The following is a 26663-nucleotide window of genomic DNA, read 5'->3' as shown; positions in this document are numbered from 1 at the left end:
CCGCCCGGTACAGAGCGCTATTTCAGCACCTGTGGGTTAACGCAGTTTTCCGTCACCGTGCCGGTCAGCGCGGCGATCAGGTTATCCACCGCGCACTCGGCCATGCCGTAGCGGGTTTCATGGGTGGCGGAGCCAATATGCGGCAGGGCGACCACGTTCGGCATTTTCAGCAGCGGCGAGGAGACCGGCAGCGGCTCTTTTTCGAACACGTCCAGCCCGGCGGCGTGGATAGTGCCGTTTTGCAGCGCCTCAATCAGCGCCTGCTCGTCGACCACCGGCCCGCGGCCGGCGTTGATCAGAATGCCGCTTTGCTTCATCTTCGCCAGCTGCTCGCGACCGATCAGGTGGAAGGTCTGCTCGGTCAGCGGCAGGGTAATACAGACAAAGTCCGACTCGGCCAGCAGGGTATCCAGGTCGCAGTGACGCGCGCCAAAGCGCTGCTCCGCTTCCTGATGCGGGCGACGCGCGTTGTACAGAATCGGCATGCCGAAGCCAAAGTGGGCGCGCTGGGCCAGCGCCAGGCCGATGCGGCCCATGCCGAGAACGCCCAGCGTTTTATGGTGCACGTCGACGCCGAACCAGTCCGGGCCGATGCTGCCCTGCCACTCGCCGGCCTTCACCCGCTCGGCCACTTCCACCACGCGGCGCGCCGTCGCCAGCACCAGGCTCATGATGGTATCGGCCACGGTTTCCGTCAGCACCGTCGGCGTGTGCATCAGCACGATATTGCGGGCGTTAAGCGCCTCGACGTCGAAGTTGTCATAGCCGACGGAGACGGTGGATGCCGCACGCAGTTTCGGCGCCTGCTGCAGAAAGGCCTCATCAACCTTGCCGCCGGAACCGATGATCCCCTCGGCCTGTTGCAGCGCCCGTTTGAATTCATCGGCATTGTCAGGATTCAGGCCGTTGAAGGCATGTACGGTGAAATGTTGTTCCAGGCGTTCACGCAGGGCGGCGGGGAGTTTTTTGTACAGTACGATCGAAGGCTTCATCTTGAACTCCAGTTGGCCCCGCGGGGCCAAAGCGCTGTGCTTTGACCCGCGGGACGGACTCGTTTTGAAAACAGAAAGTGTAGCTAATTACGCCAGTTGCGGCTGCGCGTCGTTACGCGGGGGCTTGACCACCAGTGTCACCACCACCGCCACCACCAGCGCGACGGCCATAAACATATAGGAGGCCGCCGGCGTGCCGGTGGCGCCGTTCAGGTAGCCGACGAACCAGGAACCGAAGAACGATCCCAGAGCGCCCATGCTGTTGATCAGCGCCATGGCGCCGCCGGCCACGTTTTTCGGCAGCATTTCCGGAATGATGGCGAAGAACGGGCCGTAAGGGGCGTACATGGCCGCGCCGGCCACCACCAGCAGACCGTAAGACACCCAGAAATGATCGGCGCCTACCGCATAAGAGCCGAAGAACGCCAGCGCGCCGACCAGCAACAGCGGCCAGACGAACAGTTTGCGGTTTTGCATCTTATCAGAGGCCCAGGAGACCACGATCATGGCGATGGTCGCCGCCAGATATGGCACTGCGGACAGCCAGCCGGCCTCTACCATGCCCATATTCATGCCGCTGCGCAGAATCGACGGCAGCCACAGCACGAAACCGTACACGCCGATGCTCCAGGCAAAGTACTGGACGCACAGCAGGATCACGTTGCGCGAACGGAACGCCTCGCCGTAGTTGCGCACAGCCTTGATGCCCTGCTGCTCGGCTTCCAGCTGCGCCTGCAGCGCCTGTTTTTCTTCTGCGTTCAGCCAGCCGACCTGAGACGGTTTGTCTTTCACCAGCGCCCACCAGCAGAAGGCCCAGATTACTGCTGGAATGCCCTCGATGATAAACATTTCACGCCAGCCGAAGGCGTGAATCAGGTAGCCGGACACCACCGACATCCACAGGACGGTCACCGGGTTGCCGAGGATCAGGAAGGTGTTGGCGCGTGAACGTTCGGATTTGGTAAACCAGTTGCTGATATAGATCAGCATCGCCGGCATCACCGCCGCTTCCACCACGCCAAGCACAAAGCGGATGGCCGCCAGCATCGGGATATTGCTGACCACGCCGGTCAGGGAGGCGCAGCCGCCCCACAGGATCAGGCACCAGAAGATCAGCTTTTTAACGCTGCGGCGCTCGGCGTAGATAGCGCCGGGAATTTGGAAAAAGAAGTAACCCAGGAAAAACAGCGCGCCCAGCAGCGAGGACATGCCTTTGGTGATGCCGAGGTCGTCGTTGATGCCGGCGGCCGAGGCGAAGCTGAAGTTGGCGCGGTCGAGATAAGCCAGACTGTAGGTGATAAACACGATGGGCATGATGTACCACCAGCGTTTAGCCGCAACGGTTGCTTTATTCATGTTCAGATTCCTCAGTGGTGTCGTTTCCGCGCAGACGGGCTGCCAATCCCGCGGAAGCGGTTCTCCCGACGTTGTCTGGGTGTAGGGCCAGAGGGGCGTCTTGGGAGCCGGCGGTTAGCCGATTATGTTTTTTTGTTGGCCCGTGGCGGTCAGGTACGGCCTGCGGCCGCGTCTGACCACGGCGGGATCACTCCGCCAGCGCCGCGCGGGTTGGCAATCCTTCGCTGTCGCCGATGGCCTGAATGGCCAGCGAGCCGATCTTGTTGCCGCGCTGCACCGCCTGTTTTAGCGTTTTGCCTTCCAGCAGGGCGCTAAGGGTCCCGACGGCAAAGCCGTCTCCTGCACCAACGGTATCCACCACGTTGCTGACTTTAATTGCCGGCACCGCCGCACAGTCGCCGGCGGCGGTTTTAAACCAGGCGCCGTCCGGGCCGGTTTTGATGATCACCGCCTGCACGCCGCGCTCCAGATAGAAATCGGCAATGCCTTCCGGCGTTGACTGACCGGTGAGGATTTGCCCCTCTTTCAACCCCGGCAGCACCCAGTCGGCGGCGAACGCCAGTTTGTTCAGCTGTTCGATCATCACCTGCTGGCTGGACCACAGCACCGGGCGCAGGTTGGGATCGAAGGAAATGGTTTTGCCCATCGCGCGCATTTCATGCGCGGCGAAGTGGCTCAACTCCAGCGACTGGCCGGAGAGCGCAGCGGCGACGCCGCTCAGATGCAGGTGACGCGCCGCGCCGAAGTAGTCGCGGTTGAAGTCGGCGGTTGACAGATGACTGGCGGCGGAGCCTTTGCGGAAGTACTCCACGGTGGGATCGGTTCCATCTGTGTTCTTGGATTTGATCTGGAACCCGGTCGGATACTGGCCGTCGACCGTCACCTGCTGATAGTTAATGCCTTCTTTCTTCAGCTGCTGCAGAGTGAAGCGGCCGAAGGTGTCGTTGCCCACCCGGCTGACCCAGCCGACCTGCAGGCCGAGGCGCGCCAGGCCGATGGCGACGTTCAGCTCCGCCCCGGCGATGCGTTTGGTGAAGTGTTCCACCTCCGCCAGATCGCCGGTTTCCGCCGCGACGAACATCGCCATGGCTTCGCCCAGCGTGACGACATCCAGAGAGGTATTGCGCTGTGCTGTCAGTATGCTCATGGTGATTACTCCGCGCGTAACAGGTTGACGTAGTGACGGGTAACGGCCTCAAGGTCGTCGCCCTGCAGGGGGAATTCAATGCCGCGCGGCACGTCCGCCGGCAGTTGGGCCAGAAGCCGGCGCCACTCGTCGCCGGCATCGTCCAGCGCAATGGCGCGCCAGCCGCGCGGCCCCTGCACCGCCGCTTTGACGTGGATATAACCGACGTGACGCGCCAGGCGTTCGGCTGCGGCGTGGGGGTCTTGCCCCACCCAGAGCCAGTTGGCCATATCGAAGGTCATGCCGATCGGCAGCTGGCTATCTTCCGCCGCGTGCAGGAAGGCGTTCATCGGCGACAAAATCCCGCAGTCGGCGGTCTGGTCGTTTTCCACCACCAGCTGAACCGGATGTTGCATCAGGTCCACTTTCAGTTCGGTGAAATCAAAGCCGGGCTGGTAATGGCCCAAAGAGAGTTTCAGACGGCGCGCTTTCAGCGCCTGGGCCTCCGCCAGCAGAGCGGGCAGTTTAGGGTTAACGTGATGATCGGGAGTGAAAAGCGGCTCCGGGGCGGAATACACCGCGAACAGCTGCTGACGTGCGATCTCCTGCGCCAGCTGCGGCAGGTTATCCAGTTCGGCCGGGCTGAACAGTTCCCGGCGGATTTCCACGCCGTCCGCGCCGGCATCGGCAATGATCGGCAGCATGGCGGCCTGTCCGCCCCGCTGCTGAACGGTATCCGTGCCGTAAGCGCCGGTCACCACGATAACTTCTCTTTTCATATTTTTACTCCTGAGGTGGCGAAATCTCCACCGCTGCTGTTAATGGCACGTTAAATGGAACCGGTTCCATATAAAAGCCTCAGAATGTAAAAATATGATCGCAATCACGACAATGCAGCAAAGACGCGGGGCGGGGCGTGATAAACGCCGGAATTAACGGGTGGTGGAGCCGCGTACGATCAGTTCACCGGAGAACACACGCTCGTCAGGCGGCGCGTCGCGGCCTTTGATGCGTTGCACCAGCTGTTCCAGTGCAGCATGGCCGATCTGGTAGGTCGGCTGCTTCAGCGTGGTGATGCCGACGCCGGCCAGCTCGGCCCATTCCAGTTCGTCAAAGCCCAGCAGGCCGATGTCGCTGCCCCAGTGGATGCCCAGTCGGCGCATCGCGCGCGCCACCTGCAGCGTCAGGGCGCCGTTGGCCGACAACACCGCCTTGCGCATGCCGCGGCGGCGGGTGTGGAAATCGCGCAGCGTCTGCTCCAGCTGCGCGGCGTCGTTCAGCGGGGTTTCCGTCTGCTCGGCGATCAGGTCTGGGTGCTGCTGCGTCATAATCTGGCGGAAGGCGTGCAGACGTTCGAGGCGGGTATTGACCGTGCCGACCGGCTCGCTGAGGAATAAAATCGCCTCAAACCCCTGCTGCACCAGGTGCTCGGTGGCGATCACGGTGGCCTCGTGGTTGTTCAGGCCGACCACGTCGCAGGCAAAGTCGGGGATCTTGCGGTCGATCAGCACCATCGGCAGCTGCGACTGCTGCAGTTGCGACAAGGCTTCCTCCCGCATGCCGACGGCGTTCACCACAATGCCTTCCACCCGGTAACTGCTGAGCAGCTGCAGGTAGTGCTGTTCCTGGTTGACTTCGTTATTGGTGTTGCACACCAGCAGGGTAAAACCGTGCTGACGGCAGGCGGCTTCGATGCCGCGCATCACGTCGACGGAGTAGGGATTGGTGATATCGGCGATGATCAGGCCGATCAGGCGCGTTTGTCCGCCTTTCAGGCTGCGGGCCATCTGGCTGGGGCGATAGTCGAGCTGCAAAATCGCCTGTTCGATACGCTGTTTGAGCGGGGCGGAAAGCAGGTGCTGTTCACCGTTGAGATAGCGCGACACGCTGGTTTTGCCGGTTTTGGCCATTTTCGCCACGTCGCTGATGGTGGCGCGCCCGGTTGCACGTGAAGCTTTCACACTGCTCACAATCAATCCCCCGTAGATTTATTGCCAAGGAGACTAACATAGTGCGCGGCGCTCTTCCTACTGACGAAGAGCCTGATGGGACCGGCGCTGAAGTAGGGCGGTCGCGCACCGGGGCCGGACGTTGCCCGGCCCCGTCAACAGCCGCCGGTTACTGCAGCGGGCTGAGGGTGATTTCCACGCGACGGTTTTGCGCCTTGCCTTCGGTGGTGCTGTTGGAGGCAATCGGGTTGTCCGGGCCGGCGCCGACGCTGCGGATGCGGTTGGCGGCCACGCCCTGGGTGATCAGCGCGCTGCTGACGCCGTCGGCACGCTGCTGCGACAGCTTCATATTGTGGGCGCGCGCGCCGGTGCTGTCGGTGTAGCCGACAACGTTAACCGCGGTTTTCGGGTACTCTTTCAGCACCATCGCCACGCCGGTCAGGGTGTTGGCGCCCGCCGGTTTCAGCGTGCTGCTGTCGGTGTCGAAGGTGACGTTATTCGGCATGTTCAGCACGATGTTGTCGCCCTGACGGGTAACGCTGACGCCGGTGCCGCGCATTTTGTCGCGCAGTTTCGCTTCCTGCACGTCCATGTAGTAGCCTGCGCCGCCGCCGAGGGCCGCACCGGCCGCTGCGCCGATCAGCGCGCCTTTACCGCGGTCTTTCTTCGATGACGACAGTGCGCCGATGCCAGCGCCCAGCGCCGCGCCCAGGCCGGCGCCGACGCCGGATTTACCTGCCTGAGACTCGCCGGTGTAAGGGTTGGTGGTACAGGCCGACAGAGCCATGGTCATCGCCACGGCGGCGGCGATAATCGCAACGCGTTTTTTCATGTTATTTCCTTTTGTGCATCAAAATCTGTGCGCATATTTCCAATCGGGAAGCGCTTAAAAATAGCCATTGGGCCCGCGCCAGCGTGAAGACTCCATGTGGCGCGCTAGTATGACGTCTTTTCCGGCCGGCAGTTCCGGCCAGGCGCGACAAACGCTTTTTTTGTTCCTTTTCAGGCGCCTCTGTTATCCGGCAAAACGCGGGTGATGGCTATGTCCAGAATTCTGAAAGCGCATTGCTGAACGTTATTTACGGCGTTTTGGGGTAACAGAGACAATCGGTGAGATGATCGTTCACCAGGCCGCTGGCCTGCATAAAGGCGTAGCAGACGGTGGAGCCGATAAATTTGAAGCCGCGTTTTTTCAGCGCTTTTGACATGGCGTCGGAGACTTCGGTCTTTGCCGGTATCTGTGCCAGTTCGCGCCAGTGGTTAAGCTGCGGCCGGCCGTCGACAAAACGCCAGATAAAGGTGACGAACTCTTCGCCGGCGGTCTGCATTGCCAGATAGGCGCGGGCATTGGCGATGATCGCTTCGATTTTGCCGCGGTGGCGGATTATGCCGGCGTCCTGCAGCAGCCGCTCCACGTCCTGTTCGTTCATGGCGGCGACCCGCACCGGATCGAAGTTATGGAAGGCGCGGCGGTAGTTTTCGCGCTTTTTCAGCACGGTGATCCAGGAAAGCCCCGCCTGCTGCCCTTCCAGACACAGCATTTCAAACAGTTCGCGCGCGTCGGTGGTCGGCACGCCCCATTCATGATCGTGATACGCCAGATACAACGGATCGGCGGTGACCCAGCCGCAGCGTTGGTCAGTCATACAAGGCTCCTTTTGCTGTATATATTTACAGCCATCATTGCCCTAAACGGCGTATCTGGCAAGTCTCTGATTGTTTTATTATCTGCCGCCTTGACGTGAGGGAAAAGCCGGTGATATTTAATACAGCGCCGTTTTAAAAATGGTTAAAAAAAATACGCGGTTTCTTTCCTTATATTTGCAGACTCCCAGGAGTCAATTCATGCCTCTAAAAATAATGTATGCTCCCGGCAGGGCCGCGCTGGCTGTGGCTTTAGCTCTGGGATTGGCGGCGTCCACAGCGGCCGCCGAACAGGTTTATGTGTTTGGCGACAGCCTGAGCGACACCGGCAACAATGGACGCTATACCTACGACGGCGACCAGCATCCGCTGTACAACGAAGCGCTGGCGCAGCGTATCGGCGCGGCGCTGCTGGCGTCCGATCTCGGCGGCGACAACTATGCGGCCGGCGGCGCGGTGGCGGTGCCGGCGCTCAACCCGGTGGACAATACCCAGGAGCAGGTGCAGCGCTATCTGGGGCAGAACAACGGCCGCGCCGACGGCAACGGCCTGTATATTCACTGGATCGGCGGCAACGATCTGGCTGCTGCGGCGTTAAATCCGGCCACTGCGCCGCGGGTCAGCTATAACAGCGCGGCAGCGGCGGCGCTGCAGGTACGCTCCCTGCTGGATGCCGGTGCCGGTATGGTGATCGTGCCGACGGTGCCGAACATCGGCTTTACCCCGCAGCTGATGGAAGCGATTGTGCAACAGGCGCTGGCGCCGGTGCAGGCCGCCGCACTGCAGGCGGCCTATGCGGCGCTGAACGCGGTGGCGACGCCGGACGCCGCCTCGCGGCAGCAGGCGATTCACCGGGCGCTGAGCGCGGCGGCCCAGCAGGGCAGCAGCGATCCGCAGATGCAGCAGGCGATCGCCGCGCAGCTGATCGCCGCCTATGACAGCCTGAGCGCGCAGGCGGGCCAACTGACCGATTTTTATAACCGCAGTGAGGACCAGCTGCTGGCGCAGGGCGGCGGCAATATCGTACGCGCCGACGTGAACCAGCTGTTTGGCGAGGTGATCGCCAATCCGCAGCAGTTTGGCTTCACCAATACCGCCGGCATGGCGTGTCCGGCCGGCGTTTCTTCGGCGGTATGTCGTTCCGCCGCGCCCGGCTTTAACGACGGCCAGGCCTTCCTGTTTGCCGACCATTTCCACCCCAGCCCGCAGGCGCACCTGTTGATTGCCGATTACATCCAGGCGGTGCTGGACGGCCCGGCGCAGGCGGCGGCGCTGCCGCAGGCGACAGCGGCGATGGCACGCGACAGCCGCGCCACCCTCGACAGCCGTTTCCAGCAGCTGCGCAGCGGCGGCAACCCGCAGGGGGCGCTGGGGGTATTCGGCGGCTATGCCGGGCAACATTATGATTATGCCGCCAATAAAGCGGCCGGCGACGGCAACGCCACCACCCATAATCTGACGCTGGGAGTGGATTACCAACTGACGGACCGCTGGCTGATCGGCGCGCTGATCGCCGGCGCCAATGACGATCAGCAGCCCTCCAGCCGCTATGACTACAAGGCGCGCGGCATGCTGTTCTCCGCCTTTACCTCGCTGGATGTGTTTGAACACGGCTGGGTGAACGCCGATCTGCACTACGCCAGACTGGATTACGACGATATTCGCCGCAGCGTGCAGCTTGGCCCGCTGACGCGCAGCGAAACCGGTTCGACCTCCGGCAAACAGTGGGGCGCGCGCGTTACCGCCGGCTATGACTTCCCGCTGACCGCCAGCCTGACCACCGGACCGATGGCGCAGTTTGCCTGGGACTACAGCAACGTTTCCGGCTATAGCGAAGACGGTAATGACAGCACCGCGATGCGCTTTAACGATCAAACCTACCATTCGCAGATCGGTGCGCTGGGCTGGCGGCTGGACAGCGATCTCGGCGTGGTTAATCCGTACGCTGAAATCAGCTATCAACATCAGTTCGGCGACGACGTATATCGCGCCGGCGGCGGTCTGAAGTCGACGCAAACCTCGTTTACCCGTGACGCCGCCGGCCAGGATAAAAACTGGGTCGATGTGACGCTCGGCGCCAATATGCCGCTGACCGACCGGGTGGCGGCGTTCGCCAGCGTATCGCAAACCGGCGGCCTGAGCAGCGGCGAACAGGTGATGTACAACGTCGGCGTCAGCGCCCGCTTTTGATGAGCCTGCCGGGCGTTTTCCTACGCCCGGCGCGTATTAGGCTGGATGGCGCGCAATGCCGGCGGCGGCAGCGCGGGCGGTAATTTTCTTTTCCGGCTGCAGCCGGGTCATGCACAGCATGCTGCAGAAAGAGACCAGCGCGGTGGCGAAGAACATCGCGCTGTAGCCGTGCTGCTGCGCCAGCCAGCCGCTGAGCATCGGCGCGCTGATGGACGCCAGGTTGGCGATGGCCAGCGTAATGCCGCTGTACGCCCCGACCGACGCTTTCGGCGTCACGTCCAGCACCACCGACCAATACACGTTATTCACCAGCGCGTTCAGCGCGTTGCCCAGCGTCATCAGCGCAATGATCGCGGCGGGCGACTGCATAAACGGGATCAGCAGGAAGCAGCCGGCGGTCAGCAGCAGCGTGACGGCGGCGAACAGGTTGCGCGCCACACGCAGGTTACCGCTGCGCGCCAGCAGCGCATCGGTGATGCGTCCGCCGAGCAGTACGGTGAAGCAGGCGCCGCTCCACGGGATCATCGCCACATACCACAGCGCATGCAGGTCGTAATGGAAGCTGTCCTGCAGATATTTCGGTCCCCAGGTGACCAGCACAAAGGTGACATACAGAAAGGAAAAGTAGCCGAGCGCGTTGAACACCAGGGTGCGGTTGGTGAAGAACGCCCGCCACGGCAGCGGCGCCTGATGCTCGTCATTTTTCTCCCGATCGCCGCCAATTGCCGCCAGTTCGGCGGCGTTAACCTTCGGGTGCTGCGCCGGCGTATCGGTAAAGCAGGCGGCGAACAGCAGAATCGCCAGCAGCGAGAACAGCCCGAGCAGCATAAACATACTGCGCCAGTCGTCGGTCAGCAGCAGCAGCCCGACCGCCAGCGGCGCGGTCAGCAGCGAGCCGATCTGCGTGCTCAGCAGCCCGATGCCCAGCGCGAAGCCGCGCTCTTTGCGCGGCGACCAGTGGCCGATGGTTTTATTCATCAGCGCGTAGGCCGGGCCTTCGGCAAAGCCGAACAGGATGCGCAGGGCGGCGAAGCCCATCAGCGCGGAGCCGCCGAACAGCGCAACGCCCAATTCGCCCGCCCAGGCGGTGGCGATCTCCAGCAGCGACCACAGCGCGCCGGCCAGCAGCCAGACTTTTTTGCTGCCGACGCGGTCGGCGAGGATGCCGCCGCACAGCGAGCCGAACAGATAGCCGAAGCCGAAGTAGCCCAGCACCGCCCCCAGCTGCGTCTTGTTGAAACCGAACTCGCGGGCGATGTCGTTGGCGGCGAACGACAGCGCGCCGCGATCGACATAGTTAATCAGCGCGATAAAAAACATCATGGCGAAAATGCGGTAGCGATAACGACTGTCTGCCTGCATGAAACAACCTCCTGAGCGTGGGGAACCTCAGGCAGCGAGCAAGATTGGTGCCAGCCGCGGCGATAAACGGCGCAGCGCGCGCCGGCCGCGGCGGCGGAGAGGCCAGGCGGCAGCAGAACATGCGCTTTCGGCGTGCCGATGCGCCGCGCTGGTGCGCAAAACGTTTTTTTTGCACGCTGATTTACACCGGAGGCCGGATTCTGGCTGTATATCTTACGGTCAACGGGTATACTGGCCCATTCCATCTAAATCCACTTGTATCGCGTGCGAATCTAACATGCAAAAGTTTGATACCAAGACCTTTCAGGGCCTGATCCTGACACTGCAGGACTATTGGGCGCGCCAGGGCTGCACCATTGTTCAACCATTGGACATGGAAGTCGGCGCGGGAACCTCTCACCCGATGACCTGCCTGCGTGCGCTGGGCCCAGAGCCGATGGCCTCCGCCTATGTGCAGCCGTCCCGCCGTCCGACCGACGGCCGCTACGGTGAAAACCCGAACCGCCTGCAACACTACTACCAGTTCCAGGTGGTGATTAAGCCTTCACCGGACAATATTCAGGAACTGTACCTGGGCTCGCTGAAAGAGCTGGGTCTGGATCCGACCATCCACGACATCCGCTTCGTGGAAGACAACTGGGAAAACCCGACGCTCGGCGCCTGGGGCCTGGGCTGGGAAGTGTGGTTGAACGGCATGGAAGTGACCCAGTTCACCTACTTCCAGCAGGTCGGCGGCCTGGAGTGCAAGCCGGTGACCGGCGAGATCACCTACGGCCTGGAGCGTCTGGCGATGTATATCCAGGGCGTGGACAGCGTCTACGATCTGGTATGGAGCAACGGCCCGCTGGGCGTAACCACCTACGGCGACGTGTTCCATCAGAACGAAGTGGAGCAGTCGACCTACAACTTTGAATACGCCGACGTGGATTTCCTGTTCAGCTGCTTCGAGCAGTACGAGAAAGAAGCGCAGCAGTTGCTGGCGCTGGAAAAACCGCTGCCGCTGCCGGCGTATGAGCGCATTCTGAAGGCCGGACACACCTTCAACCTGCTGGACGCGCGCAAGGCGATCTCCGTCACCGAGCGTCAGCGCTATATTCTGCGCATCCGCACGCTGACCAAAGCCGTGGCGGAAGCCTACTACGCGTCCCGCGAGGCGTTAGGCTTCCCGATGTGTAAAAAGAACGAGAACTAAGAGGCAGCCATGACTCAACAGACTTTCCTGGTGGAAATCGGCACGGAAGAGCTGCCGCCGAAGGCTCTTCGTTCCCTGGCGGAATCCTTTGCCGCCAACTTCAGCGCCGAGCTGGACAACGCCAACCTTGAGCACGGCGATGTCAGCTGGTTCGCCGCGCCGCGCCGTCTGGCGCTGAAAGTGGCGAACCTGAGCGCGGCGCAGGCCGATCGCGAAGTTGAAAAACGCGGCCCGGCGATTGCGCAGGCGTTTGACGCCGAAGGCAAGCCGAGCAAAGCGGCCGAAGGCTGGGCGCGCGGCTGCGGCATCAGCGTCGATCAGGCCGAGCGTCTGAAAACCGACAAAGGCGAGTGGCTGCTGTACCGCGCGCTGGTCAAAGGCCAGTCCGCGCAGCAGCTGCTGGCGGAGATGGTCAGCGCCGCGTTGGCGAAGCTGCCGATTCCGAAACTGATGCGCTGGGGCGACCAGGAGACTCAGTTCGTGCGTCCGGTGCATACCGTGACCATGCTGCTGGGCGATGAGCTTATCCCGGGCACCGTGCTGGGCATCGAGTCGGCGCGCACCGTGCGCGGCCACCGCTTTATGGGCGAGCCGGAATTCACCCTGGATAACGCCGACCAGTATCCGCAAATCCTGCTGGAACGCGGCAAAGTGGTGGCGGATTATGAAGCGCGTAAGGCGATCATCAAGCGCGACGCCGAGCTGGCGGCGCAAAAGATTGGCGGCAAGGCCGATCTGAGCGACAGCCTGCTGGAAGAAGTGGCGTCGCTGGTGGAATGGCCGGTGGTGTTGACGGCGAAGTTTGAAGAGAAATTCCTGGCGGTGCCGGCGGAAGCGCTGGTGTACACCATGAAGGGCGACCAGAAGTACTTCCCGGTGTACGACGCCGCGGGCAAACTGCTGCCGAACTTTATCTTCGTCGCCAATATTGAATCGAAAGATCCGCAGCAAATCATCTCCGGTAACGAGAAGGTGGTGCGCCCGCGTCTGGCTGACGCCGAGTTCTTCTTCGACACCGACCGCAAGCAGCGTCTGGAAGACAACCTGTCGCGGCTGGAGAGCGTCCTGTTCCAGAAGCAACTGGGCACCCTGCGTGACAAAACCGACCGCATTCAGGCGCTGGCGGGCTGGATTGCCGGCCAGATCGGCGCCGACGTCAACCACGCCACCCGCGCCGGCCTGCTGTCGAAGTGCGACCTGATGACCAACATGGTGTTCGAATTTACCGACACCCAGGGCGTGATGGGCATGCACTATGCGCGTCACGACGGCGAAGCGGAAGACGTGGCCGTCGCGCTGAACGAGCAGTATCAGCCGCGCTTTGCCGGCGATGCGCTGCCGCAGTCGCTGGTCGCCTGTTCGTTGGCGATCGCCGACAAGATGGACACCCTGGCGGGCATCTTCGGCATCGGCCAGCACCCGAAAGGCGACAAAGACCCGTTTGCGCTGCGCCGTGCGGCGCTGGGCGTGCTGCGTATCATCGTTGAGAAGAACCTGCCGCTGGACCTGCAGACCCTGACGGAAGAAGCGGTGCGCCTGTACGGCAGCAAGCTGACCAACGCCAAGGTGGTGGATGAGGTAGTGGACTTTATGCTGGGCCGTTTCCGCGCCTGGTATCAGGAAGAAGGCCACGCGGTCGACACCATTCAGGCGGTGCTGGCGCGTCGTCCGACCAAGCCGGCGGACTTTGACGCCCGGGTGAAAGCGGTGAGCCACTTCCGCACGCTGGACGAAGCGGCGGCGCTGGCGGCGGCGAACAAGCGCGTCTCCAACATTCTGGCCAAATCCACCGACACCCTGTTCGAACAGGTGCGCGCGTCGGTGCTGAAAGAGCCGGCGGAGCTGAAGCTGGCGACGCACCTGGTGGTGCTGCGCGACAAGCTGCAGCCGTACTTCGCCGAAGGCCGCTACCAGGAAGCGCTGGTGGAGCTGGCGGCGCTGCGTGAAACCGTCGACGAGTTCTTCGAAAGCGTGATGGTGATGGCGGAAGATGAAGAAGTGCGCGTTAACCGCCTGACGCTGCTGAGCAAACTGCGCGAGCTGTTCCTGCAGGTGGCGGATATCTCCGTGCTGCAGTAAGTCTGCGTGGTGAGGAACGAAGGCGCCTGCGGGCGCCTTTTTTTACGCCTTTTTGCCGCGGCGATCGGTAAATCGCGTATCTAACCCGCATCAGTTGTTCTATTCTTATAGGCGCAGGGAGAGCGAAAAAGGCAGGAAGCTGATGAAAAGACACGTTTATCACGGGAGTTATTTCACATGGCGGTAGGGATTCAGAGCAAAGGCGTAATGCGCTGGTTGGCGCCGATTGTGGCGTTGTTGGTGGTGATGCAGCTGACCGCCTGCGGCGATAAAGAGCCGGAGCAGCGCAAGGCATTTATCGACTATCTGCAAAACACCGTAATGCGCAGCGGCGTGAAAATACCGACGCTGAGCGAAGACCAAAAGCAGAAGTTTGGCAACTATGCCGGCGATTACGCAATTTTAGTCGCATTTTCACAGCAGTTAACCAAATCCGTTGACGCCAGTCTGACACCGGCGATCGATCAGGTGAGCCAGATCCGCACCGCGCAGGATTACATCAGCAAGCGCGACGGGCTGCAGCAGTCGATAGGCACGCTCAATCTGCTGGGGCAGCAGATACAGACCGCCAAGTCGCAGGCGGACAGCGCCCGTACGGCGCTGAAGCAGCCGGACGATCTGAAGGCAGTGTATAACCAGGCCTATGACAAAATCGTCACCGCACCGGCCAACGCGCTGATGCCGACCATTCCGGCAGCGGCCGGCTTTATCCAGGAACTGGTGCAGGTAGGGGATTTCCTGCAGGCGCAGGGCAATCAGGTCAGCTTTAACAACGGCGGCGTGCAGTTCCGCAATCAGCAGCAGGTGGCGCAGTATAACGCCATGATGACCAATCTGGCGGCGAAGCAGCAGGATCTGCAGAACGCACAGAAAGCCATCAATGAGGTGGTACGTTAAGCCTGCCGGACATGCGCCCTGACCAGCAGGGCGCATTTAGCGTTAGTCCGTGACTTTGACGGCCTCTTTTTCTTTCACCGCGCGCTGGCGCTCGACGTCGGGCGCATCGCTGTAATAGCGGCCGTAAAAACAGTCCAGCAGGAGCTGCCGAAGATCCTTAATCAGCGGATAGCGCGGATTGGTGCCGGTGCACTGGTCATCGAAGGCGTCAACCGCCAGCTTATCCAGTACCGACAGAAAATGCGTTTCATCGACGCCGGCTTCCTGCAGCGAAGCCGGGATCGCCAGTTCCGCCTTTAATCCCTCCAGCCACGTCAGCAGGTTCTCGACCTTTTGCTCTGCGCTGTCGCCGGCGGCGGCCAGCCCCAGATGATCGGCGATTTCGCCATAGCGGCAGCGGGCCTGCGGGCGATCGTACTGGCTGAAGGCCGTCTGCTTGGCAGGGCCGTCATTAGCGTTGTAACGAATGACGTTGGTCAGCAGCATGGCGTTGGCCAGCCCGTGGGCGATGGGAAATTCCGCCCCCAGCTTGTGCGCCAGGGAGTGGCAGATGCCGAGAAACGCATTGGAGAAGGCGATGCCGGCGATGGTGGCGGCATTGTGCACCCGTTCCCGCGCCCGCGGGTTTTGCGCGCCGGCCTGATAGCTGAGCAGCAGGCTCTCCTTCAGCAGCTTCAGTGCCTGCAGCGCCTGCCCGTCGGCATATTCGTTGGCCTGCACCGAGACATAGGCTTCCACGGCATGGGTGATGGCATCCATACCGCCGTAGGCGCACAGGGTTTTGGGCATATTCATTACCAGATCGGCATCGACGATCGCCATATCGGGCGTCAGCGCATAGTCGGCCAGCGGGTATTTTTGTCCGCTGGCCTCGTCGGTGACGACGGCGAACGGCGAGACCTCCGAACCGGTGCCGGAGGTGGTGGGGATGGCGATCAGCCGGGCTTTTATCCGGGTGTTGGGGTAAGTGTAAATGCGTTTGCGGATGTCATGAAAACGCAGGGCGAGATCGCTGAATTTGACGTCGGGATGCTCATACATCATCCACATCACCTTGGCGGCATCCATCGGCGAACCGCCGCCGAGCGCGATAATCACGTCCGGTTTAAATTGCTGCATGCGCTGGGCGCCGGCGTTAACCATCGTCAGGGTTGGCTCCGCGCCCACCTCGGCGAATACATCGGTTTCCACGCCTTGCGCATGCAGAATGGCCAGCACCGGCTTGACGAACCCCTGGCTGAACAGATACGGGCCGGTGACGATAAACGCGCGTCTGGCTTTGCCCTGTACGGCGACCTCCTTCAGTGCGGAGGATAAGGCGCCGCGGCGGAAGTAGATGGCCTGCGGCAGTTTGTGCCACAGCATGTTTTCCGCGCGCTTGGCCACGGTTTTACGATTGAGCAGGTGTTTGGGACCGATATTTTCTGAAACGGAGTTACCGCCCCAGGAGCCGCAGCCCAGCGTCATGGACGGAGGCAGTTTAAAGTTATACAGATCGCCGATGCCGCCTTGGGATGCCGGCGTGTTGATCAGAATGCGCGACGTTTTTAGCCGGCTGCCGAAGCAGGCGATGCGCGCCTTCTGATTATCCTGATCGGTATACAGACAAGAGGTGTGGCCGGCGCCGCCAAACGCGGCCAGGGCGACGGCTTTATTGATGGCGTCATCGAAGTGCTGTGCGCGATACATGCCCAGCAGCGGGGAGAGTTTCTCGCCGGAGAACGGTTCGCTCTCGCCTATCTCGGTTGCCTCGCCAATCAGCACTTTGGTGTTGGGCGGCACCTCAATACCCGCCATTTCGGCGATTCTCAATGCGGATTGACCGACGATGTCGGCATTGATGCGGCCATTTTTCACAATGATGTCGCGCACCGCCTGCCGCTGCGCTTCCGGCAGCAGATAGCCGCCGTTGGCGGCAAAGCGTGCACGAACCTCGTCATACACGGCGTCGACGACGATCACCGACTGTTCGGAGGCGCAAATCATGCCGTTATCGAAGGTTTTGGACATCAACACGGAGGCGACCATGCGTTTGATATCCGCCGTTTCATCGACCACGACCGGCGTATTGCCGGCGCCTACGCCGATGGCGGGTTTGCCGGAGCTGTATGAGGCTTTTACGCGGCCGGGGCCGCCGGTCGCCAGGATCAGATCCACCTGCGGATGGTGAATCAACCGATCCGCCATCTCGACGGTGGGGCTGTCCAGCCAGCCGATAATATCGGGCGGCGCGCCGGCGTCTACCGCAGCGCGCAAGATCACTTCCGCCGCCTTATTGGCGGCCTTGCTGGCTCTGGGGTGAGGAGAAAAAATAATGCCGTTACGGGTTTTCAGGCTGATCAGCGCCTTGAAAATGACCGTCGACGTCGGGTTGGTGGCGGGGACGATCCCGCAAATAACCCCGATCGGCTCGGCGATGGTCAGGGTGCCGAAGGCGTCATCTTCCGCCAGAATACCGCAGGTCACCTCATCCTTGTAGGCATGATAGACATGCTCGGAAGCAAATTGATTCTTCATGACTTTATCTTCAACGATCCCCATGCCTGACTCGTCAACCGCCAGCTGCGCCAGTGGGATGCGGGCATCAGCCGCCGCCAGGGCCGCGGCATGAAAAATTCTGTCAACCTGCGCTTGAGAATAGTCGGCGAATATCGCCTGGGCTTTTCTGACACGCGTAATTAACTTGTTTAAATTCGACGTCGTGATGTGTGGCATATTTCTCTCCCGTAAAAAATGCAATAAATAAAAAACAAAATAGTAAGGTAGAGAGAAAGTATAGGTAGCCCGTGGCGGCTTTCTAGCGGAAGGGTAAAAAAAATCCTAACTGGATAATTAGGATGGATAAATATTTTTTTAATATGCATATCGAATGGTTATGACGTAATTATCAATGACTATATATTGCTATTTGAATTATTTGCATGCTGATAGTGCCGCATTTGTTTTATTTTCTATTTGTTGTTTTTGTTTTTTGTAATCGATTGTTTAATATGTTTTTTTTGTTTGTTTTTTCGTTTTTTATTGTTGTGGGTTTTAAGGTTTTATTTCTTTTTGTGATTTTGTTTTTTATTTTTTGAGTAAGTGGGTGAATATAAAACCAAGTGTGTCTTTAGGCGCGAAAAGATGCCTTCTGGCAGTTTTCGTCAGGCTGCAGTAGGCCATGTTATGGTTTGATGAGATTATTTTTCTCACTACGGTGATGGATTTTTCGTTTTTTAATTAACACAAAGAATAATAACGTCTTTCATCGGTATGTGACCTTTGGTGGATTTTGATGACGATATCCTACGGGATAAAGAACAAAAGAGATGGGGTGAGGGGGGCAAACGGACAAGAATGGCGCTAAAGCGTCCGCGAGGAACCTGGCAGGATACACAGCGCCGGGTGGTTTCTGTACTACACTTCACGATAATTCCGCGTTGTAACTTTCTTACGGGCAGACGCCCTGTTTCTCCACGATGTCGCCTGCCGGCACGGGATGACCGCAACATTTGCCGCCAGGCGTTAGCGCAGTGAAAATAAATTGTGACTAACATCACAATATAAAAACAAACAACAAAAGACTAAATGTGATTTAAGTCACATAAAAGGGCGTGTTTCGGTCGGAATTGCCGCGGTGTTGCTTTTTTACACGACAAAAATGTGACTATGATCACTGTGTAGGGTGGTGTTTTGCGGTCATTTTGGTGACTTGTGTCACAAAATTTCCGTGAGGTACGCGTTGTCAACCGAGCGTGCTAGAGTCCGCCTCACAGACAGCACCAAGCGGCTGGATCGTAACAACAATAATGCGCGCTCTTATTCGCCGGCGCGTAATGCTATTACCGCTTCACAATAGGGGTGTGTTTTATGCTTTCACCAGACATTAAGGTTAAAGTGCAGAACTTTGGCCGTTTCCTCAGCAATATGGTGATGCCGAACATCGGCGCGTTTATCGCCTGGGGCATCATTACCGCACTGTTTATTCCAACCGGCTGGCTGCCGAACGAAACGCTGGGCAAGCTGGTCGGCCCGATGATCACCTACCTGCTGCCGCTGCTGATTGGCTACACCGGCGGTAAACTGGTGGGCGGCGAGCGCGGCGGCGTGGTCGGCGCCATCACCACCATGGGGGTGATCGTCGGCGCTGATATGCCGATGTTCCTCGGCTCAATGATCGCCGGCCCGCTGGGCGGCTGGGCCATCAAGCATTTTGACCGCTGGGTGGACGGCAAGATCAAAAGCGGCTTCGAAATGCTGGTGAATAACTTCTCCGCAGGCATTATCGGCATGCTGCTGGCGATTCTGGCCTTCCTCGGCATCGGGCCGCTGGTGGAAGCGCTGTCCAAACTGCTGGCGGCGGGCGTCCACGTGATGGTGGTGCATAACCTGCTGCCGTTGACCTCGATCTTTGTCGAACCGGCGAAAATCCTGTTCCTGAATAACGCTATCAACCACGGCATCTTCTCGCCGCTGGGCATTCAGCAGGCGACCGAAGCCGGCAAATCCGTGTTCTTCCTGATTGAAGCCAACCCCGGCCCGGGGCTTGGCGTGCTGCTGGCGTATATGTTCTTCGGCCGCGGCAATGCCAAGCAGTCCGCCGGCGGCGCAGCGATCATCCACTTCTTCGGCGGAATTCACGAAATCTACTTCCCGTATGTGCTGATGAACCCGCGCCTGATTCTGGCGGTGATCCTCGGCGGCATGACCGGCGTGTTTACGCTGACGATGCTGAACGGCGGGCTGGTGTCTCCGGCGTCGCCCGGCTCGATTCTGGCGGTGCTGGCGATGACGCCGAAGGGCGCCTATTTCGCCAACCTGGCGGCAATCTTCGCAGCCTTTGTGGTCTCCTTTGTGGTTGCCGGCTTCCTGCTGAAAACCTCAAAAGTGAAAGAAGAGGACGATCTGGAAGAAGCAACCCGCCGGATGCGCGACATGAAATCGCAGGCGAAAGGCGGCCAACCGGCCGGCGCCGCGCTGGACGGCGACCTGAGCACCGTGCGTAAAATCATCGTGGCCTGCGATGCGGGCATGGGCTCCAGCGCCATGGGCGCCGGGGTGCTGCGCAAGAAAGTGGCCGACGCCGGGCTGAGCAGCATTTCGGTCACCAACAGCGCCATCAACAACCTGCCGGACGACGTGGATCTGGTGATCACCCACCGCGACCTGACGGAGCGCGCGATGCGTCATGCGCCACAGGCGCAGCATATCTCGCTGACCAACTTCCTCGACAGCAACCTGTACAGCGACTTGACCGCGCGTCTGCTGGCCGCCAACGACGGCGCGTCTCAGCAGCCGCAGCCGGCGGCCGCCGCGCCGGAAGAGAGCGCCGCCGACGACGAACCGACGCTGTTCAAACTGGGCGAGGGCAACGTGTTCCTCGGCCTGGAGGCCAGCGATAAAGAGCAGGCGATCCGCTTTGCCGGCGAGCAACTGGTGAAAGGCGGCTACGTCGAGGCGGAATACGTGCCGGCGATGCTGGAGCGTGAAAAGCTCACCTCCACCTATCTGGGGGAATCCATCGCCGTGCCGCACGGCACCATTGAGGCGAAAGACCGCGTGCTGCGCACCGGGGTGGTGTTCTGCCAGTACCCGCAGGGCGTGCGCTTCGGCGAGGAAGAGGATGAGGTGGCCCGCCTGGTGATCGGCATCGCCGCGCGCAATAACGAACATATTCAGGTGATTACCAGCCTGACCAATGCGCTGGACGACGATACGGTGATCGAGCGCCTGGCGAATACGACAAGCGTGCAGGAAGTGCTGGAGCTGCTCAGCGGCAAGAAAGACTAAATCCCATAAGGGCGCGGCGACAGGCTGCGCCCTTGTCATATTTAAGAAGGTTATCACTATGAAAGCATTACATTTTGGCGCCGGTAATATCGGCCGCGGCTTTATCGGCAAACTGCTGGCCGATGCGCATGCCGAACTGACTTTCGCCGACGTTAACCAGACGGTGCTGGACGCGCTCAATCAACGCCATAGCTACCCGGTGCGCGTCGTCGGCGAGCAAGAACGCACGGAAACGGTGAATAACGTCAACGCGGTCAACAGCGGCAGCGATGACGCGGTGGCGCTGATCGCCGACGCTGATATTGTCACCACCGCCGTCGGCCCGCAGATTCTGGCCAAAATTGCCGGCACGATCGCTAAAGGGCTAAGCGAACGCCGCCGCCAGGGCAATGAGCAACCACTGAATATTATCGCCTGCGAGAACATGGTGCGCGGCACCAGCCAGCTGAAACAGCACGTCTTCGCCGAACTGTCGGCGGAAGAGCAGGCGTGGGCGGAGCAGCATGTCGGCTTCGTCGATTCCGCTGTGGATCGCATCGTGCCGCCGGCGGAAGCGGGCAGCGACGATCCGCTGGCGGTAACGGTGGAGACCTTCAGCGAATGGATCGTCGACCAGACCCAGTTCAAGGGCGCGCCGCCGGCGATTGCCGGCATGGAGCTGACCGATAACCTGATGGCGTTTGTCGAACGTAAACTGTTCACGCTCAATACCGGCCACGCGATTACCGCCTATCTGGGCCAGCAGGCCGGGCTGCAGACCATCCGCGACGCAATTCTCGACCCGGCGGTGCGCCAGGTGGTGAAGGGGGCGATGGCGGAGAGCGGCGCGGTGCTGATCAAGCGCTACGGCTTTGAGCCGGCAAAACACGCGGCCTATATCGAGAAAATCCTCAGCCGGTTTGAAAACCCCTACCTGCACGACGACGTCGAGCGCGTGGGGCGCCAGCCGTTGCGTAAACTGAGCGCCGGCGACCGCCTGATCAAGCCGCTGCTGGGCACGCTGGAGTATGCTCTGCCGCACGCCAACCTGATTCAGGGCGTTGCCGCCGCCATGCATTACCGCAGCGCCCAGGATCCGCAGGCGCAGGAACTGGCGCAGCTGCTGAGCGAACGCGGGCCGAAAGCCGCGCTGGCGCAAATTTCCGGTCTGCCGGAAGACGGCGAGGTTGTGGAACAGGCCGTAGCTGTGTATAACGCCATGCAAAAGTAGCGCGTGATGATGAACACACGGGCGCAGCCTGCTGCGCTCCTGCAGCCCGAGTTCGCCATTGACGGCCTCCCTTACGCCTTTCGAACAGCGACGATGGAAGAAGCACAGGCATTTGAAAACCAGGTTCTGGAAAAGCTGAACGCCGGCAAAACGGTACGCAGTTTCCTGATTGCGGCGGTAGAGCTGCTGGCGGAAGCGCTGAACGTATTGGTGGTGCAGGTGTTCCGCAAGGACGACTATGCGGTGAAATATGCCGTCGAGCCGCTGTTGTCCGGCGCCGGCCCCCTGGGGGAACTGTCGGTGCGGCTGAAGCTGATGTATGGCCTTGGGGTGATCGCGCGTCATGAGTATGAAGACGCCGAACTGCTGATGGCGCTGCGTGAGGAGCTGAACCACGACGGTGCCGAGTATCGCTTTGTCGATGATGAAATTCTCGGGCCGTTCGGCGAACTGCACTGCGTCAGCGCGCTGCCGCCGCCGCCGGCGCTGTTGCCGCCCGGCGAGGCGGATGAAGCGCTGCTGGCGATGCAGCAGCAGCGCTACCAGCAGATGGTGCGCTCCACCATGGTGTTGTCGGTGACCGCGCTGATTGCCGGCATCGGCGCCAAGCAGCCGTCCCGCCTCTCCCCGCTCGGACGCGCGTAATGGCGTCCATGTATCCCGCCGGGTAACCGGCCGCGCATTTTGCTACAATGCAGCAAACCCTCCTTTAAACGTGCCGGTTCGGCACTTCAGGTCAGAGAAATGAAAGAGAAAGAAAAGGCAGAGATTAAGCGCCTGAGCGACCAGCTGGACGCGCTGAACCATAAAGATGTCCAGGTAATCCAGCAGGGCAACCCGGAACTGATTGCGCAGCACAGCAAGGAAAAAGAGAAACTGGCGACGGAGATCGAGCGTCTGAAAAACGTGCGTACGGAAAAGCTGAGCGACGAAGCGCAGAAACTGCAAAAACTGCCGTTCAGCCGTGAAATCACCAAAAAAGAGCAGGCCGATATGGGCGCGCTGAAAAAAAGCGTGCGCGGGCTGGTGGTGGTGCACCCGATGACCGCACTGGGCCGTGAAATGGGCCTGAAAGCGGTAACCGGCTACGCGAAAAAAGCGTTTTGATGTCCGGACGGGGCGACGTGTGCGCCCCGCCTGCCTGCCCCGTCGTCCTTCTTCTTTCGCCGCCCGGCGTCAGCGCCCCAGCAAACGGCGATTAAAATCTTCGATTTTGCCGCGGGTAATACGCAACAGCATGGTTTTACTCCAGCTGGCGGACAGCCCGGCCGCCGACAACAGACGACGATACTGCTCCTCATCGAACGGCATGTGCCAGGCGATGCTTATCGCCTCGGCCAGCGAGACGTCGCTGCAGCGCGTCGCCAGCAGCAGCGGCTGGTCACCGCTGACCTGCCCGGGAGAGATCACCCGGTACAGCCAGCCGCAGCGGCCGCTTTGCTGCATCAGCAGCGACAGATCGTCGATGTCGAAATGATAGTTGAGCTTGAAGCACGGTGAGCGCGGCTGCGTCACCTGAATCAACGCGTCGCCCCAGCGGAAAATATCGCCGATAAACACGTTGTGCTCGGTCAGCCCGCGGGTTGAGAGGTTTTCGCCGAATGCCGGCGCGCTGAACAGTTCGGCCTGCGCCGGAAACTGCTGTCGCCAGTGTTCATAATGTTCGCTCGGGTAGTGGCACAGCGCGCGATCGGGGCCGCCGTGATAGCTTTTTTCCGCCTGCTGATCGCCCTCCAGGCCGAGCGGGGTCAGCGGCAGGGCGCCGTCGACCTGCCGTTTGGCTATCGCGCTCGGGCGTCCGCCGGGATAACTCTGAATGTGGCCGATATAAACGGCGGGATTGGTCATAGGCGCCTCCTGGCTCAGGACTGGTTCTAGCATAGCCCGTGTGCGCCGGGAGGAACAGAGACGCCGCCCCGAAAACGGCGCGGCGATACGGTTAAAACGTGGTCCAGTTATCCTGTTCGCTCTGGGCGGACGCTGCCGGTTTGACCGGTCGCGGCGTCGGTATATCGGCGGCCGTGACGCCGTGTGACGGCGCATCTTCCAGTTGAAACACCGCCACGCTTTGCTGCAGGATTTCCGCCTGCTCCTCCAGCGAGTCGGCGGCAGCGGCGGACTGTTCCACCAGGGCGGCGTTTTGCTGCGTGGTCTGATCCATTTCGGCAATCGCCTGACCTATCTGGTCGATGCCGCGCGTCTGTTCATCGGAGGCGGAGGCGATCTCCGCCATGATATCGCGCACGTGGCTGACGGCGAGCACGATTTTCTCCATCGTATTGCCGGTATCTTCCACCAGCGAGGTGCCGCTCTGTACGCGGCTGACCGATTCATTAATCAGCCCCTCAATCTCTTTAGCCGCCTGGGCGCAGCGCTGCGCCAGGCTGCGCACTTCGCTGGCCACCACCGAGAAACCACGCCCCTGTTCACCGGCGCGCGCCGCCTCGACGGCGGCATTCAGCGCCAGAATATTGGTCTGGAAGGCAATGCCGTTGATCAGGGTGGTAATTTCGGCAATACGTTGCGAACTACTGGAAATATCGCGCATGGTGGCGACCACGCTGCCCACCAGCTTGCCGCCCTGCTGTGCGGTCTGGGACGCGTCGGTTGCCAGTTGGTTGGCGTGATGCGCGTTGTCCGCATTCTGCTTCACGGTGGCAGTCAGCTGTTCCATGCTGGCGGCGGTTTCCTCCACGGCGGCGGCCTGCTGTTCGGTGCGCGAGGAGAGGTCGGTATTGCCGGCGGAGATTTCACTGGCGGCGGTGTAAACCTGGCCGACCCCCTGCTGGATTTTTTCAATCATGTCGCGCAGGTTTTGGTTCATGGCGGCCATGGCGTCCAGCAGTCTGCCCAGTTCATCGCGGCGATGGGTGACTTCTATCTGCCGCAGGTCGCCGGTGGCGATGCGTTGAGCGATGGCCAGCGTATTGTTCAGCGGCCGGGTGATTTGCAAGGTAATGCGCCATGAAACCACCAGACCAATGATGATCGCCGCCAGCGTAGTCAGGCCCATGCGGAGCTGTGCGCTCTGAATATCGTTGTTGGTTTGCGTCAGTTCGTCTTTCAAAAAGGCTCTGACCAGCGTGCCGATATCTGCGGCGCTGTCGCTCAGGGCGTTATTTAGCGCCTGTTCGTGCTCGTAGGCCGGCATATAGGCTTTGATGCGGCCCTCGTAGCTCTCCAGCCCGTTCAACAAGGGTTGCAGCAGCGGTTTTTGGCTGTCAGACAGCTTCTGGTGGAGCGCATGCGCGCTGCGACGGGCGTCGTCGATGGCGGCGAGCAACGGCGCTTCGGCGTCGCGGTTGAGGTCCAGCAGCAGGCCGCGCGAGAGATAGCGCGTTTGCGTCAGTTTTTTGCTGAGCTCAATGAATGACATCTTAAATTCGTCGTTGCTGAACTGCTGTTCGGCCTGCGCAAGCTGCTGCTGAATGTCAGACATGTTCCAGCTTTCGCGCACGGCGTTTTTGGCGGCGACCGCATCGAGGAATTTTTGCTGTTGCAGCTGGTATTCGTCGATCATGGTGACCAGGCGCTGCAAATCCTTACGACTTTGCGGATCCCAGTCCAGATTTTTTCCGCGGGCGATCAGTTTTTCTACATTGCTGATATTGGCGTAGTTTTTATCCAGATACTCCTTACTGTAATTTTGCGCGTACATTGCCCGATTATAGCGGGCCTGGGTGATCTCATTATTCAATTGATCGCTAAAATCAATACGATCGGAGCGGGATTCAATAATGGTGAGGTAGTGGATGCCGGTGCCGGCGATGATGGCCGCCAACAGCAGCATCAGGATGAAGCCGAGAGTGAGTTTTTTCCCTACGCCAAGGTGAATATACCTGCTGGTCAATGTGTGTAGTACCGCCATGATTTGTCCCTTTTTTAAGCGATGTGATGGGAAAAACCATCGGCATTGCAGGGATAAACTTTAGCGGGTTTTTAAACAAAAAATGCCCGCGGGAGGCGGGCATTATGCGGTGAGGCGAAGATTACTTCTTGGCGGCGAAACGCGCGGCGGCTTCGTCCCAGTTCACCACGTTCCAGAATGCTTTGATGTAGTCCGGACGTTTGTTCTGATATTTCAGGTAGTAAGCGTGTTCCCACACGTCCAGGCCGATAATCGGGAAACCGGATGCGCCGGCAACGGCTTCGCCCATCAGCGGGCTGTCCTGGTTGGCGGTAGAGACCACCGCCAGTTTGCCGTCGTCTTTCAGCACCAGCCAGGCCCAGCCGGAGCCGAAGCGGGTGGCGGCGGCTTTCTCGAACTCTTCCTGGAATTTCTCCACGCTGCCGAAGTCGCGCTCGATGGCGGCTTTCAGATCGCCGGACAGGGAGGTGCCGGTTTTCAGGTTTTTCCAGAAGAAGCTGTGGTTGGCGTGCCCGCCGGCGTTGTTGCGCATAAAGGTACGCTTGTCGGCCGGGACTTTATCCAGGTCTTTGATCAGCTCTTCAACGCTCAGCGACGCCAGTTCCGGGTAGGCTTCCAGCACGGTGTTGGCGTTGTTGACGTAGGTCTGATGGTGTTTGGTGTGATGGATCTCCATCGTCTGCTTGTCAAAGTGCGGTTCCAGCGCGTCATAGGCGTACGGCAGTGATGGCAGTGAATAACTCATGATCATCGTCTCCAGTGTGATAGGGCGGCGCAAGGATGTAAGCACCGCGTAAGCAGTCGGATCATTATAGTTAATTAAATGATATTGAAAATGATTATCAATGCCCTGTGCTTTGTGCGGTTTTTGCGCAACCCATGACTGTGATCAATGTCTCACTTTTGTGTCATTTTGTGTCTATATTATTCACTGAGACAGCACGGCTTTATAACAACCCCTGTATCGCTATGGTAATATACGGGCGTTATAACGTTACCACTATAACAACGATCATTATTAGCGCTTCC

The 26663-nt window shown here is 60.2% G+C and carries 20 protein-coding genes; 8 read left to right on the top strand and 12 right to left on the bottom strand.

Features of this window, described 5'->3' with window-relative positions:
• Window positions 1–17: 17 nt before the first annotated feature.
• From ghrB to FO014_RS09745, 7 genes are all read right to left on the bottom strand, one after another.
• A complete protein-coding gene (ghrB, locus tag FO014_RS09775; protein ID WP_111736165.1) occupies window positions 18–992 on the bottom strand; it encodes a glyoxylate/hydroxypyruvate reductase GhrB in 975 nt (324 codons plus the stop codon).
• A gap of 87 nt (window positions 993–1079) precedes the next feature.
• Window positions 1080–2348: an MFS transporter gene (locus FO014_RS09770; RefSeq protein ID WP_105229218.1), complete on the bottom strand. Its 1269-nt coding sequence runs from the start codon at window positions 2346–2348 to the stop codon at window positions 1080–1082.
• Between the two features lie 187 nt (window positions 2349–2535).
• Window positions 2536–3495: a sugar kinase gene (locus FO014_RS09765; protein ID WP_105229219.1), complete on the bottom strand. Its 960-nt coding sequence runs from the start codon at window positions 3493–3495 to the stop codon at window positions 2536–2538.
• A 5-nt stretch (window positions 3496–3500) separates the two neighbouring features.
• Window positions 3501–4253 (bottom strand): sugar phosphate isomerase/epimerase family protein, encoded by a 753-nt coding sequence (locus FO014_RS09760; RefSeq protein ID WP_160029298.1) that lies wholly within the window; start codon window positions 4251–4253, stop codon window positions 3501–3503.
• A 153-nt stretch (window positions 4254–4406) separates the two neighbouring features.
• Window positions 4407–5444, bottom strand: a complete 1038-nt coding sequence (locus tag FO014_RS09755; protein ID WP_105229221.1) for a LacI family DNA-binding transcriptional regulator — start codon at window positions 5442–5444, stop codon at window positions 4407–4409.
• 148 nt (window positions 5445–5592) lie between these two features.
• Window positions 5593–6255 carry an OmpA family lipoprotein gene (locus tag FO014_RS09750; RefSeq protein WP_105229222.1) on the bottom strand — a complete coding sequence of 221 codons (663 nt, stop codon included), beginning with the start codon at window positions 6253–6255 and terminating at the stop codon, window positions 5593–5595.
• 247 nt (window positions 6256–6502) lie between these two features.
• Window positions 6503–7069: a DNA-3-methyladenine glycosylase I gene (locus FO014_RS09745; RefSeq protein WP_160029296.1), complete on the bottom strand. Its 567-nt coding sequence runs from the start codon at window positions 7067–7069 to the stop codon at window positions 6503–6505.
• A gap of 199 nt (window positions 7070–7268) precedes the next feature.
• Here FO014_RS09745 and FO014_RS09740 point away from each other — a divergent pair, with 199 nt between their 5' ends.
• The gene (locus tag FO014_RS09740; protein WP_160029294.1) at window positions 7269–9257 is read left to right on the top strand and encodes an autotransporter outer membrane beta-barrel domain-containing protein; all 1989 of its coding nucleotides are present in this window, start codon (window positions 7269–7271) and stop codon (window positions 9255–9257) included.
• Between the two features lie 36 nt (window positions 9258–9293).
• Here FO014_RS09740 and FO014_RS09735 read toward each other — a convergent pair whose 3' ends face one another.
• Window positions 9294–10619: an MFS transporter gene (locus FO014_RS09735; protein ID WP_160029292.1), complete on the bottom strand. Its 1326-nt coding sequence runs from the start codon at window positions 10617–10619 to the stop codon at window positions 9294–9296.
• Between the two features lie 277 nt (window positions 10620–10896).
• Between FO014_RS09735 and glyQ the strand changes: the two genes are divergently transcribed.
• From glyQ to FO014_RS09720, 3 genes are all read left to right on the top strand, one after another.
• Window positions 10897–11811 carry a glycine--tRNA ligase subunit alpha gene (glyQ, locus tag FO014_RS09730; protein ID WP_015344023.1) on the top strand — a complete coding sequence of 305 codons (915 nt, stop codon included), beginning with the start codon at window positions 10897–10899 and terminating at the stop codon, window positions 11809–11811.
• A 9-nt stretch (window positions 11812–11820) separates the two neighbouring features.
• Window positions 11821–13890 carry a glycine--tRNA ligase subunit beta gene (glyS, locus tag FO014_RS09725; protein ID WP_160029290.1) on the top strand — a complete coding sequence of 690 codons (2070 nt, stop codon included), beginning with the start codon at window positions 11821–11823 and terminating at the stop codon, window positions 13888–13890.
• 177 nt (window positions 13891–14067) lie between these two features.
• Window positions 14068–14787, top strand: a complete 720-nt coding sequence (locus FO014_RS09720; protein ID WP_160029289.1) for a DUF3053 domain-containing protein — start codon at window positions 14068–14070, stop codon at window positions 14785–14787.
• Window positions 14788–14829: 42 nt separating this feature from the next.
• On the opposite strand, the gene adhE is transcribed toward FO014_RS09720, so the two are convergent.
• The gene (gene adhE, locus FO014_RS09715; RefSeq protein ID WP_160029287.1) at window positions 14830–17502 is read right to left on the bottom strand and encodes a bifunctional acetaldehyde-CoA/alcohol dehydrogenase; all 2673 of its coding nucleotides are present in this window, start codon (window positions 17500–17502) and stop codon (window positions 14830–14832) included.
• A gap of 1134 nt (window positions 17503–18636) precedes the next feature.
• Between adhE and FO014_RS09710 the strand changes: the two genes are divergently transcribed.
• The 4 genes from FO014_RS09710 (at window position 18637) to FO014_RS09695 (ending at window position 22873) form a co-directional block, all read left to right on the top strand.
• Complete coding sequence (locus tag FO014_RS09710; protein WP_160029286.1) at window positions 18637–20556, top strand: PTS mannitol transporter subunit IICBA; 1920 nt, start codon at window positions 18637–18639, stop codon at window positions 20554–20556.
• A gap of 58 nt (window positions 20557–20614) precedes the next feature.
• On the top strand, window positions 20615–21766 hold the full coding sequence (locus FO014_RS09705) for a mannitol-1-phosphate 5-dehydrogenase (protein WP_160029285.1): 1152 nt from the start codon (window positions 20615–20617) through the stop codon (window positions 21764–21766).
• Window positions 21767–21859: 93 nt separating this feature from the next.
• A complete protein-coding gene (locus FO014_RS09700; RefSeq protein ID WP_234008661.1) occupies window positions 21860–22411 on the top strand; it encodes an MltR family transcriptional regulator in 552 nt (183 codons plus the stop codon).
• Window positions 22412–22510: 99 nt separating this feature from the next.
• Window positions 22511–22873, top strand: a complete 363-nt coding sequence (locus FO014_RS09695) for a YibL family ribosome-associated protein (RefSeq protein WP_160029284.1) — start codon at window positions 22511–22513, stop codon at window positions 22871–22873.
• Window positions 22874–22942: 69 nt separating this feature from the next.
• Here the strand turns inward: FO014_RS09695 and yiiM are convergent, their stop codons facing one another.
• The 3 genes from yiiM to sodA all read right to left on the bottom strand — a co-directional run bounded on the left by yiiM (window position 22943) and on the right by sodA (window position 26379).
• Window positions 22943–23614 carry a 6-hydroxyaminopurine reductase gene (gene yiiM / locus FO014_RS09690; RefSeq protein WP_160029283.1) on the bottom strand — a complete coding sequence of 224 codons (672 nt, stop codon included), beginning with the start codon at window positions 23612–23614 and terminating at the stop codon, window positions 22943–22945.
• A 91-nt stretch (window positions 23615–23705) separates the two neighbouring features.
• Window positions 23706–25634, bottom strand: a complete 1929-nt coding sequence (locus FO014_RS09685) for a methyl-accepting chemotaxis protein (RefSeq protein ID WP_160029282.1) — start codon at window positions 25632–25634, stop codon at window positions 23706–23708.
• A gap of 121 nt (window positions 25635–25755) precedes the next feature.
• Window positions 25756–26379, bottom strand: coding sequence for a superoxide dismutase [Mn] (gene sodA / locus FO014_RS09680; protein ID WP_105229234.1), 624 nt, complete (start codon window positions 26377–26379; stop codon window positions 25756–25758).
• Window positions 26380–26663 lie beyond the last annotated feature (284 nt).

It is taken from the genome of Serratia rhizosphaerae, assembly GCF_009817885.1.
Classification (GTDB): domain Bacteria; phylum Pseudomonadota; class Gammaproteobacteria; order Enterobacterales; family Enterobacteriaceae; genus Serratia_B; species Serratia_B rhizosphaerae.
The sequence above is the reverse complement of the archived record's forward strand: the minus strand, read 5'-3'. Positions and strand labels throughout refer to the sequence as shown.

Coding starts and splice junctions, on each gene's coding strand:
- ghrB (WP_111736165.1), bottom strand. CDS start 992: ATGAAGCCTTCGATCGTACTGTACAAAAAACTCCCCGCCGCCCTGCGT.
- FO014_RS09770 (WP_105229218.1), bottom strand. CDS start 2,348: ATGAATAAAGCAACCGTTGCGGCTAAACGCTGGTGGTACATCATGCCC.
- FO014_RS09765 (WP_105229219.1), bottom strand. CDS start 3,495: ATGAGCATACTGACAGCACAGCGCAATACCTCTCTGGATGTCGTCACG.
- FO014_RS09760 (WP_160029298.1), bottom strand. CDS start 4,253: ATGAAAAGAGAAGTTATCGTGGTGACCGGCGCTTACGGCACGGATACC.
- FO014_RS09750 (WP_105229222.1), bottom strand. CDS start 6,255: ATGAAAAAACGCGTTGCGATTATCGCCGCCGCCGTGGCGATGACCATG.
- FO014_RS09745 (WP_160029296.1), bottom strand. CDS start 7,069: ATGACTGACCAACGCTGCGGCTGGGTCACCGCCGATCCGTTGTATCTG.
- FO014_RS09740 (WP_160029294.1), top strand. CDS start 7,269: ATGCCTCTAAAAATAATGTATGCTCCCGGCAGGGCCGCGCTGGCTGTG.
- FO014_RS09735 (WP_160029292.1), bottom strand. CDS start 10,619: ATGCAGGCAGACAGTCGTTATCGCTACCGCATTTTCGCCATGATGTTT.
- glyQ (WP_015344023.1), top strand. CDS start 10,897: ATGCAAAAGTTTGATACCAAGACCTTTCAGGGCCTGATCCTGACACTG.
- glyS (WP_160029290.1), top strand. CDS start 11,821: ATGACTCAACAGACTTTCCTGGTGGAAATCGGCACGGAAGAGCTGCCG.
- FO014_RS09720 (WP_160029289.1), top strand. CDS start 14,068: ATGGCGGTAGGGATTCAGAGCAAAGGCGTAATGCGCTGGTTGGCGCCG.
- adhE (WP_160029287.1), bottom strand. CDS start 17,502: ATGCCACACATCACGACGTCGAATTTAAACAAGTTAATTACGCGTGTC.
- FO014_RS09710 (WP_160029286.1), top strand. CDS start 18,637: ATGCTTTCACCAGACATTAAGGTTAAAGTGCAGAACTTTGGCCGTTTC.
- FO014_RS09705 (WP_160029285.1), top strand. CDS start 20,615: ATGAAAGCATTACATTTTGGCGCCGGTAATATCGGCCGCGGCTTTATC.
- FO014_RS09700 (WP_234008661.1), top strand. CDS start 21,860: ATGGAAGAAGCACAGGCATTTGAAAACCAGGTTCTGGAAAAGCTGAAC.
- FO014_RS09695 (WP_160029284.1), top strand. CDS start 22,511: ATGAAAGAGAAAGAAAAGGCAGAGATTAAGCGCCTGAGCGACCAGCTG.
- yiiM (WP_160029283.1), bottom strand. CDS start 23,614: ATGACCAATCCCGCCGTTTATATCGGCCACATTCAGAGTTATCCCGGC.
- FO014_RS09685 (WP_160029282.1), bottom strand. CDS start 25,634: ATGGCGGTACTACACACATTGACCAGCAGGTATATTCACCTTGGCGTA.
- sodA (WP_105229234.1), bottom strand. CDS start 26,379: ATGAGTTATTCACTGCCATCACTGCCGTACGCCTATGACGCGCTGGAA.